This window comes from Pseudodesulfovibrio tunisiensis (assembly GCF_022809775.1).
Lineage (GTDB): Bacteria > Desulfobacterota > Desulfovibrionia > Desulfovibrionales > Desulfovibrionaceae > Pseudodesulfovibrio > Pseudodesulfovibrio tunisiensis.
The window spans coordinates 2,706,211-2,722,184 of sequence record NZ_CP094380.1 but is presented as its reverse complement, the minus strand read 5'-3'; the positions used below and the strand labels follow the sequence as shown (position 1 = coordinate 2,722,184).

Genomic DNA, 15,974 nt, shown 5'->3' with positions numbered 1-15,974 from the left:
AAAGGGGAAAAAACGCCCTACCCCACGGGGTCGCCGCCACGGTCCATGGTGCGGTACATCACGGCCTCGGCAAGGTGGTCCACAGTGATGTCGGCCGCAGGCTCCAGGTCCGCGATGGTCCGGGCAATGCGCAGAACCCGGGTGTAGGCCCGGGCGGACAGGCCGAGGGATTCCACGGCCTGACGCAGGAATTCACCGCCCTTGTCCCCGATGGGACAGAAACGCTCCAGCGATGATCCGGTCAGGTCCGCATTGGTGCGCAACGGCAGATCGGCATAGCGGCGGGTCTGGATTTCCCGGGCCGCAAGGATGTGCTCGCGCATTGTGGCGGAATCCAGCCCGTGGCCGGTGCGGCGCAAATCCTCGTAGGGCACGGCAGGCACGTCCACATGCAGGTCGATGCGATCCATGAGCGGACCGGAAATGCGCGTGCGGTACCGCTGGATGGCCAGCGGCGTGCAGGTGCAGGGATGGCGGACGTCCGTGAGATAGCCGCACGGACAGGGATTCATGGCGGCCACAAGCATGAAGTCCGCTGGATAGGCAAGGGAGACCATGGAGCGGGAAATGGACACCCGACCATCTTCGAGAGGCTGGCGCAGCACCTCAAGGGCATTGCGCTTGAACTCGGGCATCTCGTCCAGAAACAGCACGCCCCTGTGTGCCAGCGAGGCTTCGCCGGGCCGGGGATACCGCCCTCCCCCGGCAATGCCCACGTCGGAAATGGTGTGATGCGGAGTGCGGAACGGCCGAGTGACCATGAGGGCGCGATCCTCGGGCAGCAGTCCGGCCACGGAATATATCTTGGTTACCTCAAGGGCCTCGTCGAATTCCAGAGGCGGCAGCACCGTGGGAATGCGCTGGGCCAGCATGGTCTTGCCACTGCCCGGGGGCCCGAGAAACAGGATGTTGTGATTGCCGGCCGCAGCGATCTCGATGGCACGCTTGGCATGTTCCTGTCCCTTGACCTCGGCGAAATCCAGCAGAAAGGTCTGGCGTTCGGCCCAGAGCGTATCGATGTCCACCTGCTCGGGCCTGATTTCCTCCTCGCCGAGCAGAAAACGCGCCACCTGACCGAGATTGTCCGCCGGGATGACCTGAAGCCCCTGCACCACCGAAGCCTCGGCCGCGTTTTCCCGGGCCACGATCAGCCCCTTTGCCTGCGCGGCCCGGGCCGTGACCGCCAGAGGCAGCATGCCGGGCACGCCCTTGCACTCGCCTGTCAGGGACAATTCCCCGGCCATGAACCACCCTTCCAGCGCCTCGGGCGGGAGCATGCCCACAGCTCCGAGCAGTGCCACGGCCAGCGGCAGGTCATATCCCGAGCCCTCCTTGCGCACGTCGGCCGGGGCCAAATTCACGGTCACCCGTGCGGGTGGCAGCTTGTACCCGGAATTGCGGAGCGCGGAAAAGACCCGTTCCTTGGCCTCGCGCACTGCGCCGTCCGGCAGACCGACCATGGTGAAGGCGGGCAGGCCGGACCGGGAAAAATCCACTTCGAGTTGCACCTTGAAGGCATCGATGCCCATGAGGGCTGAACTGGAGACGTTTGCGAGCATGAGAGACAGCACCGGATGAATGTTGAACGCGAATACAGGGATTCTTGTACAGCCTGACCGGGAACACTGCAAATATTCATTGCACTTTGCTTTTGTCTGGTGTCGAGAGGCAATGATGGCGCAAGGCATTGACCAAAACGCGGCAAGCCTATACGTGAAGCGATACCATGCAGTAAATCCCACTTTCAGCGTAGTGAATAAGGAGAAGCGCCCGTGCCCCATTCGTCCGAACACGAACACCTCTTCCTCGCCAGACTCACTCTCCCGGTCAGCAAACTCATGGTTCGCTCGGCCGTGGCCTGCGCCGAACAGGTTGCGGCCCTGCTCGGACTGGCCCCAAAGGCAGGATTCGGACTCAAGGTCGCAGTGGACGAGGCATTCTGCAATGCCGTGGAGCACTTTTCCGGCCCCGTGGATCAGGAAGAGCGCATCCATCTCGAATTTTCCGTGCAGGACGGCAGTCTGGTGGTTTCCCTGCGCGAAAGGGGCATCCCCTTCGACCTGAGCCGAGCCGAACGCTACACGCCGGACACGCCCGAAGGCATGAACCAGCCCGGTCTAGGCATGCTGCTCATGCATCAGGGCGTGGACTCGGTCGAACTCTTCGTGCACGGACGCGAGGGCAAGGAAACCCGGCTGACCAAAAAACTCGCCTACGGCAGCATTCCGCCGGGACTGATTCCGCGGAAACGACCCGACAGACGAAAACAGCGGCCCACCGTGCGCAACGCGGACATCAGGCCCGCCACGATCCCGGAGCTGGCCGAAGTCTGCCGACTGGCATGGCGATGCTACGGATTCACGCAGGAGGCATTCCTGTACGATCCGGACGCCCTGACCGAAAAGGTGCGCAGCGGAGAATTCAAGTCCATCGTGGCCGTGGACCCGAAAAGTGGCAACATGGTGGGCCATGTCGGCCTCAAGTATCACGATCCGGAAGTACGCGTGCCGGAACTCGGCCTTGCGTTCCTCGATCCGGGCTATCGCTGCCCCGGACTGTCCAACAGCATGGCCAAGGTCGCGTTCGCACTGGCCCGGGACAACGGAGACGCAGGCGTGTTCGACTGCTCGGTCACCACGCACACCTTTTCCCAGAAGGCCATGCAGGAATACTTCGGCTCCCGGCCGTGCAATCTGCTCATGGGCATTGCCGCGTCCGGACTTCAGGCCCGGGAACTGGCCACGACGCAACAGGAAAAAGGGTCGGTCATGAGCCACTACCATGCATTCGACCGGACCCCGGCCACGGTCTACATTCCGCAACGGCATCAGGACATGGTCCGGGAAATCCACGAATGGCTGGAACTCCCCAGAACATTTGGAGAAACAAACGGGATTCCGAAGTCCGGACACTCGGACGTCCTGATCATTCCCCTGCCCGAAGAGCTGAATGCAGCATTCATCGTGGTCCGTTCCATCGGCCCGGAAACCGTTGCCGAGCTGACCAAGGCCTCACGCGAATGCCAACGCAAGCGGCTGGACGCGGTCTATGCGTTCCTGCCCGCCTCTACCCCGGGCTGTCCTGCGATCGCGGACGCATGCGAGGACCTCGGATTCTCCTTTGCCGGGGTCATGCCCCACATCCACGACCACGGAGATCGACTGCTCATGCAACGAGTGGACATCCCCCTGGATACCGGGGCGATCCGCGTCTATGGCGACATGTCCAGAAAACTGCTCGACCATGTCCTGAACGATGCCGAACGCGTCCGCGAGCACCGCTAGCCATCGGGCAGTGTGCCCCCTCCTATAATTGTCAATCCGGTTTTCCTTCCGGAAACCGTGGACCATAGCCCCAAAAGGAGTCTGCCATGGGAATTCGAGCCAAGATACTCCTCCCGCTGCTGGCGATCGCCATCGTCATGATCGGCATCGGCTTTTCCAGTTTGAACAGCCAGTTCGACAAACTGAAGCAATCCTTTGTCTCCCTGATCATGGAAGGCAGTGTCGCAGACACGCGTCAGGCCATGACCGAGATGTCGAAGAATGCACTGGAACAGGCCTCGCTCTTCAGCCGGATGCCCGAAGTCGTTGCCGCGTTCAACGTGGCCAACACCGGCAACATGGATGATGAAAGCGACCCCAGACTTCAGGAGGCCCGGGACATGCTTCGCCAGTCCCTTGCTCCTGTGCTGCAGGGTTACAGGGAGGCCATGGGCACGGATTTCAAGGTTCACTTCCACCTGCCCACGGCCCGGAGCCTCGTTCGCATGTGGCGGGAGAAACAGGCCAAACGCAATGGGAAATGGGTGGATGTGTCCGACGACCTTTCCGGCTTCCGCAAGACCGTGATCGACGTGAACCGGGACAGGAAGCCCTTGCAGGGCATTGAGCCGGGCCGGGGCGGATTCACCATCCGGGGCATGGCTCCGATAACCGCACCGGACGGAACCCATCTGGGGTCGGTCGAGGTGCTGATCGGCTTCGACCAGATTCTCAAGTCCATGGAAAAGGACGGGAAAATGAAGACCCTGCTCTACATGGACGCCTCGCTGCTTCCCATCACCACCAAGCTTCGGAACGCCGAAAGCAATCCGGTCAGGGACGGAAAATACGTGCTGGTATACGGACTGGAAAACACCGAGACCAGAGCCCTTGCGGCCACGGACCTTCTGGCAAGGGGCATGGAAGCCCCAACCGTGAGCATCGAACAGGGCAAGGGACTGGGCGCGTTCCCGGTCCCGGACTACCGGGGCCGCAAGATCGGCACCATTGTGCTTGCTCTGGACATCGCGAAACAGGAAGCCATGGTCGCGGCCGGGATGTGGATAGTGGGACTGGTCATGATGCTGGTCATCGTCCTGCCCATTCCCATCATCCTGCTCGTGGTGAACCGCTCCGTGAAGCAGCCCATCGAAAAATGCACGGACATGGCCGCGCGGATCGCGAAAGGCGACCTGCGACAATCGCACGTGGAAGAGCGCCGGGACGAAATGGGCCTGATCATGTCGGCCATGGCGGACATGAGCCGCAACCTGCAAGGCACCATCCGGCAGGTACGGGAAGTCTCGGACCACATGGCCGGGGAATGCACCACGCTGGCCTCGGCCAGCGACTCTCTGGCACAGGGAGCGAGCATGCAGGCAGCCGGACTGGAACAGGTTTCCTCCAGCATGGAACAGATGACCGGAAGCATCCACCAGACAGCGGAAATCGCCGACAGGACCAGAGGAATCGCCCAGAAGGCCGCAGCGGATGCGGAAAATGGCGGCTACGCCGTGCAGCAGACACTGGAGGCCATGGAAAGGATCGCCGAGGAGATCGGCATCATCGAGGACATCGCCCGTCAGACCAACCTGCTGGCCCTGAACGCGGCCATCGAGGCGGCGCGGGCCGGAGAGGCGGGCAAGGGCTTCGCCGTGGTCGCGGCCGAGGTGCGCAAACTCGCGGAACGCAGCGGTCAGGCAGCGGCAGGCATCAGCGAACTCTCCTCGTCCAGCGTGGCTGTTGCCCGGAAGGCCGCGTCCCTGCTCAGGCAGATGGTCCCGGACATTCAGGAGACCGCCGAACTCATTCAGGAGATATCCGCGGCCACGCAGGAACAGAACCGGAGCGTCTCCCTTGTGGCCAAATCCATGCAGGACTCGGAGCGGACCGTGCAGCAGAACGCCGAAACAGCCAGAAAGGTGGCCTCGGCAGCTTCGACCCTGTCCGGTGATTCCGACGAATTGCAGGGCACCATCAGCCTGTTCCGGATCAACGGCCGGACAAAGGCCCTGCCCGAACAGGCCGAAAAGGTCGAAAAATAACCCACAGGCTTGCGCAAAGCAGGTATCGTATGACAATCTGGAAACAGGAAGGATTCTTATCCGAAACCGAATCACGAGGTATCCGATGAAAAAGATGTGTCTTGTTCTGGCGGCAATATGCGTTTTCGCCGTGACCTCCGCTCTGGCAATGGATGCGGACACGGCCACCTTGTACAACAAGAAATGCGGCAACTGTCACGGCAAGGACGGGGCCAAGACCTCGGGAGCCAGCGGCGGCGTGGCGCTCAAGGGCCAGAGTGCCGCGGAAATCGAAAAGAAGCTCAACGGCTATCTGGACGGGACCTACGGCGGCAAGAAAAAGAAAAGCATGGCCCGTCAGGTCAAGAAGCTGGACCCGGAACAGATCAAGGCGCTGTCCGAGTACATCGGCACACTGTAGCCGACGCGAACGCACGAAAAAACCGCCGCCCGAAAAAAACGGACGGCGGTTTTTCCTTCATATATGTATTAGTTCTGCGGAACGCCCTTCATGGACAGGCTGATGCGGTTGCGCTTGCGGTCCACGTCCAGCACCTCGACCCGCACTTCCCGACCGGCAGCCACCACTTCCGAGGGGTCGGCAACATACCGGTCCGCAAGCTGGCTGATGTGCACCAGTCCGTCCTGATGCACACCCACGTCCACGAACGCCCCGAACCGGGTCACATTGGTCACGATGCCGGGCAGCACCATGCCCTCCTCCAGATCGGAGACCGCGTTCACGTTCTCGGCAAAGGAAAACGCGCTGAACTCGGCGCGCGGATCGCGGCCGGGCCGGGCCAGCTCCTCCATGATGTCCCTGAGCGTGGGCAGTCCCACGTCATCCGAAACATAGTCCTCGATCCGCACCCGCTTCCGGGCATCGGCATCTGCCACAAGCTCGGCGACCGTGCAGCCCGCATCCGAGGCCATGCACTCCACCAGCTTGTACCGCTCCGGGTGCACGCCGCTCGCGTCCAGCGGGTTCTTTCCGCGCACACGCAGAAATCCCGCGCACTGCTCGAACGCCTTGGGCCCGAGCCTCGGCACCTTGAGCAACTGTCTGCGCGTGGCGAACGGGCCGTTCTCCTCGCGATACGCCACGATGTTCCGGCCCAGAACCGGGCCGAGACCGGACACGTAGGCCAGCAGCTCGGCGCTGGCCGTGTTCAGGTCCACGCCCACCCGGTTCACGCAGGTGGACACCACGTCGTCCAGCGCCTTTTTCAGGGCGGTCTGGTCCACGTCGTGCTGATACTGCCCCACGCCAATGGACTTGGGCTCGATCTTGACCAGTTCGGCCAGCGGGTCCATGAGGCGACGGCCGATGCTCACTGCGCCGCGCACCGTGAGATCAAGGTCGGGAAATTCCCGGCGCGCCACTTCCGAAGCGGAATACACGGACGCGCCCGACTCGTTGACCAGCACCACGGGCACGCCCGGATTCAGACTGCGCACAAAGGCCTCGGTTTCCCGACCCGCAGTGCCGTTGCCCACGGCCACGGCCTCCACGCGGAATCTTGCGCACAGGTCTCGCAAAGTGGACGCGGCCTTTTCCTGCTGCCCCTTGGACCCGGTGGGAAAAATCGTCGTGTGATGCACCAGCGCGCCCTGCGCATCCAGCACGGCCAGTTTGGCGCCGGTTCGAAAGCCCGGATCAAGCGCCAGTATCCGCTTCTGCCCGAGCGGCGCGGCCAGCAGCAGTTCCCGGAGATTCGCGGCAAAAACCCGGATGGCCTCGGCATCAGCCCTGAGCTTGATCTCGGCGCGCACCTCGTTTTCCAGTGAAGGGCCCATGAGCCGCTTGTACCCGTCCTCCACGGCCATGCCCACCTGTTCGGCAGCCGATCCCCGGCCCCGAACCACACCGCCCTGGAGCAGACCCACGGCTTCATCCACCGGCGGACGCAGACTCAGGGAAAGCATGCCTTCGCGCTCGCCCCGAAACATGGCCAGCACCCGATGCCCGGGCACGGACCTGAGCGGCTCGGACCAGTCGAACCAGTCGCGATAGGTCGCGCCCTCCTCTTCCCTGCCCTTGGCAACTCTGGACACGAACGCACCGCGCTTGACGAACAGCACGCGCATGGCGGCCCGGGCCTTTGCATTCTCGCTCACGCGCTCGGCAACGATGTCCCGCGCTCCGGCCAATGCGGCAGCCACGTCCGGCACATCCCTTTCCGGATTCACGAAATCCCGGGCCAGCCTGCCCGCATCCTTGTCCTGACCGGAAAAGATCGCATCGGCCAACGGCTCCAGCCCGCGCTCCCGGGCCATGGTCGCCCGGGTCCGGCGCTTGGGACGATACGGCAGGTACACGTCCTCCAGTCCGGCCTTGTCCCGGGCCTTTTCCACCTGAGCGCGCAACTCGCCGGTAAGCAGGCCGCGCTCCTCCAGCGAGGAAAGAATCGCGGCGCGCCGCTTGTCCAGCTCCTCGAGCTGCTCCAGCCTGTCGCGCACGGCAGCCACGGCCACTTCGTCCATGGCTCCGGTGGCTTCCTTTCGATAGCGCGCGATGAACGGGACTGTTGCGCCCTCGCGGATCAGGTCGACAACGGCCCCCACCTGTCCGGCGGGGCGGGAAAGTTCCCTGGATATCATGGAAATATGCGTCTGGGTCACGTTTCTTCCTTTTGGATGGCTTGCAATGGAAACACAACTTCAGCCGGAACAGGCCGCAGGTCAAGCGCGTTCTTTTCCGATTCCGGGACAAAGGAAACCACCCCTGCCCGGTCCACAATTGCATGTGCAACTTGACAACGGCACGGTTTCCAACAAGGATTCCGTGGACGGGGCGTCACCATCGCACGGCCGGACCCGGACGTGCGGCTTTTTGGCGCATGCAAGACATCGGAGTGACTCCATGAGCATATTCGGCAGGAGCATCCCCTTCTACAAGATGCAGGGATGCGGCAACGACTTCGTCGTCATCGACAACCGCGAGGCCGAAATTCCCCGGGAGGACATGAGCCTCTGGGCCCGCAAACTCTGCGCACGGGCCTTCGGAATCCACGCGGACGGCGTCTTCTTTCTGGAAGAGACGCCCAAGGACAGCGGCCTCGACTTCCGCTGGCATTTCTACAACAGCGACGGCAGCCGCGCCGAAATGTGCGGCAATGCCTCGCGCTGTGCCGCACGTCTGGCCCATGCCATCGGGCTGGCCCCGGCACAGCATGTTTTCGGCACCGACGCAGGCCCGATTCATGCCCGCGTCATACTGGACGGCCCGGACGCAGGACAGGCCAAGGTCCAGCTCACCCCCCCGAAAGACATCGACACGAACATCTCCCTGAACGTTGACGGCAAGCCCCTGACCGTACATTTCGCGGACACCGGCGTTCCCCATGCCGTGATCTTCGTGGACGACGTGCAGGCCGTGGACATTATGGACCTCGGTCCGAAAATCCGCTACCACGATCACTTCTCCCCGGCCGGAACCAATGTGAACTTCGCCCAGGCCGTGGACGAGAAAACCTCTGCTGCTGCGCACCTACGAACGCGGCGTGGAAGCGGAAACATACGCGTGCGGCACGGGCGCGGCGGCCACCCAGTTTCTGGCCAACCGCCTCGGTCTGACACACGAAACGGCCCGGCTCACCACGACCGGCGGCGAAGTGCTCACCGTATCTCTGGAACAAGGCAACGTTTTTCTGCAAGGCGCCGCCGAACTGACGTTCAAAGGCGAACTCTACCTCGAACCCCTGGGCCTGGCCCGCTCATAAAGTGACTATGAACAACAAACCCAATATTTCCGCTGTGTGGTCCGATCCGTCCATCAACATGGAAGCCTGGGGCATGTCCCTGGGCCAGAGCCTGCCTTCCGGCGTGGTCGTCTTCTTCCGCGCCGACGACATCGGGGTTCCGGACGACAACTGCCACCGCATGATCGAAACCTTTCGCGAATACTTCGCGCCCCTGTGTCTGGCCGTGGTGCCCTCCTGGCTGGACGAGAAAAGCTGGAAAACCCTGCGCGGCTGGACCGGCGACTGGGACCTCTGGTGCTGGCATCAGCACGGCTGGGCACATGAAAACCATCAGAAGGATGGCAAGAGCTGCGAATTCGGCAGCGACCGCCCTCTGGCCGACAAGATCGCGGACATCAAGGCCGGACGCGACAAGCTCTCCGCCATCATGGGCGACGACTTCCAGCCCTTCTTCACCCCGCCGTGGAACCGGATCGACCCGGAAACCGGACAGGCCCTGGCCGACCTCGGCTATATCGCGGTCTCCCGCTCCTCCGGCGAAAACGAGAAAATTCCCACCCCGCCGTCCCTGCCCGACCTGTCCGTGAACGTGGACCTGCACACCCGGCGGGAAATCGACCCGGTTCAGGCTCGCTACGCTCTGGAACAGGATTTCGTGAATGCGTCCGAAACAGGCCGCGTGGGCATCATGCTCCACCATCAGCTCATGAATGAAACCGCCTTCCGCTTTCTGGCAGGACTGCTCCTTGGCGTCACCTCCGGCAGCTGCCGCACCGTGCACCTCGGCGACCTTTTGTAGGGAAAATGCCTTCGGCGACCAGAGAACCCTTTGAAAAGGGGTTCTCTGGACTCTCCGAAACCTTTTGGTTCTACGCCGCCTGCAAGGGATGAGGGAACTTGTCCGGCTCGTCTGGCGGCGTAGGGAGCTGCGGAAGAGCGAAAGTTTTCGCTATCGAAGAAAAGAACTCGGGGGAAACAGGCAAAGAGAGAAGAACAAATATCTTTCCTGAAGCCCCCCGTCTTGAGAATTGGAAAAGGCCCGGTGAATGTCTCGACAGAGCATTCATCGGGCCTTTTCCAATTCTCAAGACACAATGGGGATCCAAGGGGCCTTGCTCCTTGGCGGGTCCGGGCAGAGCCCGGCCCCCCGGGAGGGTCGCCGAAGGCATTCTCCTAGAAGGACCCCACGGAATTGCCGAACCCGGCAGCCCGGGTGCCGCCGCCCTTGGCCATGCCTTCGCCCTTTGCCTTTTCCTCCATGGCCTTGTTGAGCTGCTCCTGCATTTGCATGAGCTGTGCGCGCTTGTTCTGCAACTGCTTTTCCTTGACATCCTCGGGCAGGCTGCTCTGCTCAAGCTCCTTGATTTCCTTTTCCAGCTTTTCGATCTCCTTTTTCAGTCGATCGATCATCTGCTGCACGGAATCGCCGCTTTCCGAACCGCTTGCGGACGCGGAAGCATCGCCGCCCTTTTCGGCTGCGGCAAGGGCCCTTGCTTCAAGGGACAGGGAAATCCGATCGCCCTGATCCGGCTGCTTCTGTTCCTGCACGGATTCGGACAGGGTCTTTTCGCCGGGCTGCGGTTCGACCTGAAGCGAACCGTTGAACTGGTTGGCCAGCGGCCCGAGAGTGCTGTCTATGGACATGGAAAATCTCCTTTGCCGCTCGGCAACAGCGGCGCATATCCTGAAATCGGACGTTCATGCATGTTTCTTTAGGGGCGGGGACAACATCCGTTCCTGAAAAATGTTCCGCAAGACGTCGATCGAACGGGAGTTGGCCCCGGAGGAAAAAAGCGGTAACGTGACTCAAGCCGTCCACACGCTCCAACCGATGAGGGCCGAATGAGCACCACCAATCTGGAATATCTGTTCAATCCCAAGTCCGTGGCCGTTATCGGTGCCACAAACGATCAGGCCAACGCTGGCAACATCGTGATGCGCAACATCATGGCCGGAGGCTTCATGGGCCCGGTCATGCCGGTCAGCGGACAGGCCGAGGCCATTGCCGGGGTACTGACGTACAAGTCCGTGAAACACCTGCCCAAGTCTCCGGATCTGGCCATTGTGTGTTCACCGCTGGACGAGGTGCCGGAGATCATCCATTCCCTCAAGGACCGGGGCACGCGCTGCGCCGTGCTCATGGGATCGGGTTTTTCCCGCATGAGCCGGGACGAGCGCGAGGACGTGAAGACCACCATCGCGGGCATTGCCAACTCTCCGGATTTTCGTTTGCTCGGTCCCAAGAGTCTGGGCTTCATGGTGCCATCCATCCATCTGAACGCATCACTGGCCCATGCCACGGTCGGCCCGGGCAAGACCGCATTCATTTCGCAGTCGGACTCCCTGTTCGCCACGGTTCTGGATTGGGCCGTGGCCAAGGGCATCGGGTTTTCCTACATGGTGGCTCTCGGCAGCCGCATCGACGTGACCTTTGCCGACATTCTGGACTATCTGGGGTCCGATCCCCTGACCCGGTCCATCATGCTGTACGTGGAGTCCATCAAGGATGCGCGGGAATTCATGTCCGCAGCCCGGGCCGCCTCGCGCAACAAGCCCGTGCTGGTCATCCGGCCGGGGCAGGCGCTGGACACGGTGCTAGGCCACATGAAACTGCTGGAGACCGGGGACCTGCCCCTGTCCGACGCCATCTACGACGTGGCCTTCCGCAGGGCGGGCATGCTGCGCGTGGACGCCATCGACGGCCTGTTCGACGCGGCCCAGACCCTGGCCCAACCCAAGCCGGTGCGCGGCATGCGGCTGTCCATTCTGACCAACGGCACCAGCGCGGGCATCATGGCGGCGGACAGACTCATTGCCGGAGGCGGCACGCTGGCCGATCTGGAAGACGAAACCGTGGAGGCCATCGACGCACTTCTCGGCAAGTCCGCATGGTCGCGGGACAATCCCGTGGACATTCCGTTCAATGCGGACGGCAAGGCGTACAGCGACGTGCTCAAGCTCCTGCTCAAGGACAAGGGCTCGGACGGTGTGCTGGTCATGCATGTGCCATGGGCTTCCCAGCCGGACGAACGCATTGCGCTGGCTGTTTCCCAGTCCCTGAAACGGGTACGGCGCATGGTGCTCACGGCCTGGCTCGGATCGGGCGCGGCAGAGCGTTCCCGGGCCGTGTTCCGCGAGGCGGGCGTCCCCACCTATGACACGCCGACCCATGCGGTACGGGCGTTTCTGTACATGGCCGAATACCAGCGCAACCAGGAGCTGCTCATCGAGACGCCGGACTCCCTGCCGTCGGACTTTTTTCCGGACACGACCCGGGCGCGGGAAATCGTGACCAGAGCATTGGAGGAGAACAGAAGCGAACTGACCGAACCCGAAGCCAAGGACGTGCTGGCCGCGTACGGCATTCCCGTGGTGGAAACCCGGGTTGCGGTTTCCGCCAGGGACGCGGTGATCGCGGCGGACGAGCTCGGATATCCCGTGGCCCTGAAACTGCGCTCTCCGCAGGTGCTCCAGCCTTTCGACGTGGGCGGAGTGCTGCTTGATCTGGAAACCCCGGAACGGGTGTGGGAGGGCGCGGCCTCGATTCTGGCCCGTCTGGCCCGGGAACGGCCCGATGCGTATGTGGAGGGCTTCACGGTCCAGAAGATGGGCCGCCGACCCGGTGCGCACGAACTGTTCATGTCTGCGGACGTGGACCCGGTGTTCGGCCCAATCATTCATTTCGGCCATGGCGGCATGGCGCGGGAAATGATTCAGGATTCGGCCCTGACCCTGCCGCCGCTCTCCATGAGCCTTGCCCGGGAACTGGTGGGCCGCACCCGCATAGCTTCCCTGCTGCGTGGCACCCCGACCCAGCTTCCTGCGGACGTGGACGACATCTGCCTGACCCTGATCCAGCTTTCGCAGATGCTCATCGACGTGCCGCAGATCGAATCCGTGGATCTGAATCCCCTGTATGCGGACAGCGAGGGTGTGCTTGCACTGGGCGGCAAGATCACGGTGGCCCCGTTCGATGGGCACGGCGAGGAACGGCTCGCGATCCGGCCCTATCCGCGCGAGCTGGAGGAATGCGTTTCCCTCAAGTCCGGCCGGCATGTCACGATCCGGCCCATCCGGCCCGAGGACGAGGACACGCACAAGGTGTTTCTGGAGCGACTCACGGACGAGGATTTGCGCCTGCGCTTTTTCGGCGTGGTACGCCGGGACTTCGATCACAAGGATCTGGCCCGGTTCACGCAGATCGACTACGACCGGGAAATGGCGTTCATAGCCACGGCACAGGACGAGGACGGCAGCCCCGAAACACTGGGGGTGATGCGCACCTCGACCCGGCCCGACAACTCCGAGGCGGAATTTGCCATCGTGGTGCGTTCGGACATGAAGGGCGAGGGATTGGGAAGCCTGCTGTTCGAAAAGGGCCTCCGCTACACCCGGGAACGCGGCACGGCCGTGCTCATGGGCCAGACCATGCTGGAAAACAAGGCCATGCAGGGGCTGGCGCGCAAGTTCGGGTTCACCATCTCCCCGGACCGGCACGACGAGGACCTGGTGGACATGATGCTGGCTTTCGATCAGGATTAGCCCATGTCCGTGATCCGCATCCATTCCGGTCTGGAACGCCGTGGCGGCGCCTCGCGCGTGGCCCGGCTGCTCTGCCGCGCCCTGAAGGCTCTGGATCGGGACGTGCACTATTCCTGCGAATTCGCGGAATCCCCGGACGCGCCCCCGGCAATGCTGGCAAAGGATGTGGGAGCCAGTCTCTCCCCGGACGACATCCTGCACCTGCACGCCACGAGCGACTGGAGCGCACTGCTGGCCGGACTGCCGGAAAAACGCAAGGTGGTCATCACCCTGCACGATGCCTCCCTGCTCTCCGGGGGGTGCGTCGTTCCCCTGAACTGCGACGCATTCGCCCATGGGTGCGTCGATCCCTGCCCGCACGGATTTCCCGAAGCGCGCGCACTGCGAGCCGAACGGCTGGCCCTGCTCCGCCGGGTCCGCCCGGTACTGGCCGCGCCCTCCCGCTGGATGGCGGACATGGCCGAGTCCGCGACCGGCCTGCCCGTGACCGTGATTCCCAACGGCATTCCCTGGCCCGAGGACATTCCCCGCAAATCCGCAGCACGCAGGGAACTCGGCATCCATCCCGCGGCCCGGATCGGCCTGTTCGTGGCCCACGGCGGCCAAAAGGCGGCCTACAAGTCCGGCCCGCAATGGCAGGAACTCTGGCAGCGCATCAGCAAACAGGTTCCCGGCTCCCTTGCCTTTGCCGTGGGCGGAGACACCGAGGAACGGCAGGGCAACCTCCTGATCTGGCCCTATGTGGAACGGGGCGTGCTTTCCCGGCTCATGGCCGCGGCCGACGTGCTTCTGTACCCCACGCGCGCGGACAACCACTCCATGATCATTCTGGAGGCCATGTCCTGCGCCCTGCCCGTGCTCTCCTATGCCGTGGGCGGCGTGCCCGAACAGATCGGCAACCGCGAAACCGGCCTGCTCGTGCCTCCCGGCAATGCGGACGCATTCGTGAACGCGGCAGTTTCCCTGCTTGCCGACCCGGTCCGCACCCGGCAACTCGGCAGCAACGCCTTTGATCAGGGCAAGGCGAAATTCCGTCTGGAACGCATGGCTGCTGGGTATCGCAAGCTGTACCGCTGAGGCAAAGAAACAGACCAGTCAATCACACCCAATGGTCATAAAGGGAGCGCTGGAAAAAGTGGAAAAGAGTCATATCGCAACACGGCCGCATCCTTCAGACGCGCCTTGAGCCGCCCGGATCGAACGACTGTTTCCATTCCTCCCCGATGCACTCCCACCGATGCTCCCGAAGGGGAAATTGGCCCCTTATCCCCTTGTCCTATCCATTTGCAGAGGACAAGCCCACCGCGCCTTCCCCGATTGTCTCTCCTGAAAAAAAGCCGGTTTTCCGCGACATTTTGGCGGAAAACCGGCTGAAAAGGCCCAAGGGCGGAATGGTCGGCTACAGCTTGCGGGCGATGGCGTTGTGCAGCCTGCGGGAATTGGCTTCGTCGCCGAGCAGGCCGATGCGGACGGAAATTTCGGTCTGATTGTCTCCGACCAGCTTCATTCTGATCCACACCGTGTCATCGCGATATTTTCCGGTGATGGCCCCGGATGTGCCGTCCTTGGAAATCTCGGTGACGGCAATGCCGAAATCACGACATGCGGCGCGGGAGGCATCGAACGCAAGGTCGATGCCGGTGTGGTAGTCGCGCTTGAGAAAGCCGTGCATGTAGACATAGGTTCCGGCAGCGGAAGCCCCGCCCACGATCAGCGCGCCGCATCCGGCCAGACCGGACAGGGTCGCAATCACGCACAGGGCCGCAATCAGTTTCTTCAAATGGGTCATGACTCCTCCTGTAGGATGGGATATCTAGCCTCGGCCGGGCGGAAAATCAACATTGTGCAAGGGGCAATCGAAAATTTCGTGCAAAAACGGAACCCTGTGCAAAGTGGCGTACCACGACGGTTTCCCTGTTGCGAAACCCGTTTCCCTGAGCTAGGGTGCCTCCGGTTCCGACCTCAACAAACATCGACGACTCGCACAATGAAACGCGCCATCCCATTCATATTCCTGCTGGTACTTGTCCCCACCCTTGTCAGGGCCTCCGGCCACAACGACATGCTTGGCCGCATGGCCGAACATTCCGAGATCAAGGCCATCGCGGTGATCAAACGAGTACAGAACCTGACCTGTTACAGCGACGGGTCGTTCAAGCACGTGCATTTCAAACGCATTTACGCCATCACCCCGGATACCCCGAAATCCTTTGTGGGCGGTTGCCGCGATCTGGATCAACGCTGGCAGCGGCGATCCAAGGAATTCATCTATTTCCGTCCGATTCCCGGGCAGAAGGTCTATGTCACGGTTTCCTACAACGGCGGAGCCATCACCAGCTTCACGCCCCTGACCCCGGATCTGGAAAAAGCCGTGCGCAACGATCCCTACAGCCTGTACTACGAAGACGGCAAGGCGCGGATCAATCCCGGGGAATGACAAC

Annotated in this window: 11 protein-coding genes and 1 pseudogene; 8 read left to right on the top strand and 4 right to left on the bottom strand. The window is 62.5% G+C overall.

Annotation, left to right across the window (positions count from 1 at the left end; all coding sequences use genetic code 11):
• Window positions 1–17: 17 nt before the first annotated feature.
• Window positions 18–1,559 carry a YifB family Mg chelatase-like AAA ATPase gene (locus MPN23_RS13080; RefSeq protein WP_243544635.1) on the bottom strand — a complete coding sequence of 514 codons (1,542 nt, stop codon included), beginning with the start codon at window positions 1,557–1,559 and terminating at the stop codon, window positions 18–20.
• A gap of 213 nt (window positions 1,560–1,772) precedes the next feature.
• Between MPN23_RS13080 and MPN23_RS13075 the strand changes: the two genes are divergently transcribed.
• The 3 genes from MPN23_RS13075 to MPN23_RS13065 all read left to right on the top strand — a co-directional run bounded on the left by MPN23_RS13075 (window position 1,773) and on the right by MPN23_RS13065 (window position 5,708).
• Complete coding sequence (locus tag MPN23_RS13075) at window positions 1,773–3,284, top strand: ATP-binding protein (protein ID WP_243544634.1); 1,512 nt, start codon at window positions 1,773–1,775, stop codon at window positions 3,282–3,284.
• A gap of 86 nt (window positions 3,285–3,370) precedes the next feature.
• Window positions 3,371–5,308 carry a methyl-accepting chemotaxis protein gene (locus MPN23_RS13070; RefSeq protein WP_243544633.1) on the top strand — a complete coding sequence of 646 codons (1,938 nt, stop codon included), beginning with the start codon at window positions 3,371–3,373 and terminating at the stop codon, window positions 5,306–5,308.
• A gap of 85 nt (window positions 5,309–5,393) precedes the next feature.
• Window positions 5,394–5,708 carry a c-type cytochrome gene (locus tag MPN23_RS13065; RefSeq protein ID WP_243544632.1) on the top strand — a complete coding sequence of 105 codons (315 nt, stop codon included), beginning with the start codon at window positions 5,394–5,396 and terminating at the stop codon, window positions 5,706–5,708.
• 68 nt (window positions 5,709–5,776) lie between these two features.
• Here the strand turns inward: MPN23_RS13065 and MPN23_RS13060 are convergent, their stop codons facing one another.
• On the bottom strand, window positions 5,777–7,909 hold the full coding sequence (locus MPN23_RS13060) for a Tex family protein (RefSeq protein ID WP_424450054.1): 2,133 nt from the start codon (window positions 7,907–7,909) through the stop codon (window positions 5,777–5,779).
• Between the two features lie 241 nt (window positions 7,910–8,150).
• Between MPN23_RS13060 and dapF the strand changes: the two are divergent.
• Both dapF and MPN23_RS13050 read left to right on the top strand, forming a co-directional pair.
• A pseudogene (gene dapF, locus MPN23_RS13055) lies at window positions 8,151–9,009 on the top strand (diaminopimelate epimerase).
• A gap of 7 nt (window positions 9,010–9,016) precedes the next feature.
• Window positions 9,017–9,790, top strand: coding sequence for a polysaccharide deacetylase family protein (locus MPN23_RS13050; protein WP_243544631.1), 774 nt, complete (start codon window positions 9,017–9,019; stop codon window positions 9,788–9,790).
• A gap of 374 nt (window positions 9,791–10,164) precedes the next feature.
• Here the strand turns inward: MPN23_RS13050 and MPN23_RS13045 are convergent, their stop codons facing one another.
• A complete protein-coding gene (locus MPN23_RS13045; protein WP_243544630.1) occupies window positions 10,165–10,635 on the bottom strand; it encodes a FlxA-like family protein in 471 nt (156 codons plus the stop codon).
• A 198-nt stretch (window positions 10,636–10,833) separates the two neighbouring features.
• Between MPN23_RS13045 and MPN23_RS13040 the strand changes: the two genes are divergently transcribed.
• The gene (locus MPN23_RS13040; RefSeq protein ID WP_243544629.1) at window positions 10,834–13,533 is read left to right on the top strand and encodes a bifunctional acetate--CoA ligase family protein/GNAT family N-acetyltransferase; all 2,700 of its coding nucleotides are present in this window, start codon (window positions 10,834–10,836) and stop codon (window positions 13,531–13,533) included.
• 3 nt (window positions 13,534–13,536) lie between these two features.
• A complete protein-coding gene (locus MPN23_RS13035) occupies window positions 13,537–14,610 on the top strand; it encodes a glycosyltransferase (protein ID WP_243544628.1) in 1,074 nt (357 codons plus the stop codon).
• Window positions 14,611–14,932: 322 nt separating this feature from the next.
• On the opposite strand, the gene MPN23_RS13030 is transcribed toward MPN23_RS13035, so the two are convergent.
• Window positions 14,933–15,322, bottom strand: coding sequence for a DUF3568 domain-containing protein (locus MPN23_RS13030; protein ID WP_243544627.1), 390 nt, complete (start codon window positions 15,320–15,322; stop codon window positions 14,933–14,935).
• A gap of 198 nt (window positions 15,323–15,520) precedes the next feature.
• On the opposite strand from MPN23_RS13030, the gene MPN23_RS13025 reads away from it, so the two are divergent.
• Window positions 15,521–15,970 (top strand): hypothetical protein, encoded by a 450-nt coding sequence (locus MPN23_RS13025; RefSeq protein ID WP_243544626.1) that lies wholly within the window; start codon window positions 15,521–15,523, stop codon window positions 15,968–15,970.
• Window positions 15,971–15,974: the final 4 nt, after the last annotated feature.

Bases quoted from the DNA above. Each gene is read 5' to 3' on its own strand.
- MPN23_RS13065 (WP_243544632.1), top strand. From the start codon at position 5,394: ATGAAAAAGATGTGTCTTGTTCTGGCGGCAATATGCGTTTTCGCCGTG.
- MPN23_RS13080 (WP_243544635.1), bottom strand. From the start codon at position 1,559: ATGCTCGCAAACGTCTCCAGTTCAGCCCTCATGGGCATCGATGCCTTC.
- MPN23_RS13070 (WP_243544633.1), top strand. From the start codon at position 3,371: ATGGGAATTCGAGCCAAGATACTCCTCCCGCTGCTGGCGATCGCCATC.
- MPN23_RS13040 (WP_243544629.1), top strand. From the start codon at position 10,834: ATGAGCACCACCAATCTGGAATATCTGTTCAATCCCAAGTCCGTGGCC.
- MPN23_RS13035 (WP_243544628.1), top strand. From the start codon at position 13,537: ATGTCCGTGATCCGCATCCATTCCGGTCTGGAACGCCGTGGCGGCGCC.
- MPN23_RS13025 (WP_243544626.1), top strand. From the start codon at position 15,521: ATGAAACGCGCCATCCCATTCATATTCCTGCTGGTACTTGTCCCCACC.
- MPN23_RS13045 (WP_243544630.1), bottom strand. From the start codon at position 10,635: ATGTCCATAGACAGCACTCTCGGGCCGCTGGCCAACCAGTTCAACGGT.
- MPN23_RS13050 (WP_243544631.1), top strand. From the start codon at position 9,017: ATGAACAACAAACCCAATATTTCCGCTGTGTGGTCCGATCCGTCCATC.
- MPN23_RS13030 (WP_243544627.1), bottom strand. From the start codon at position 15,322: ATGACCCATTTGAAGAAACTGATTGCGGCCCTGTGCGTGATTGCGACC.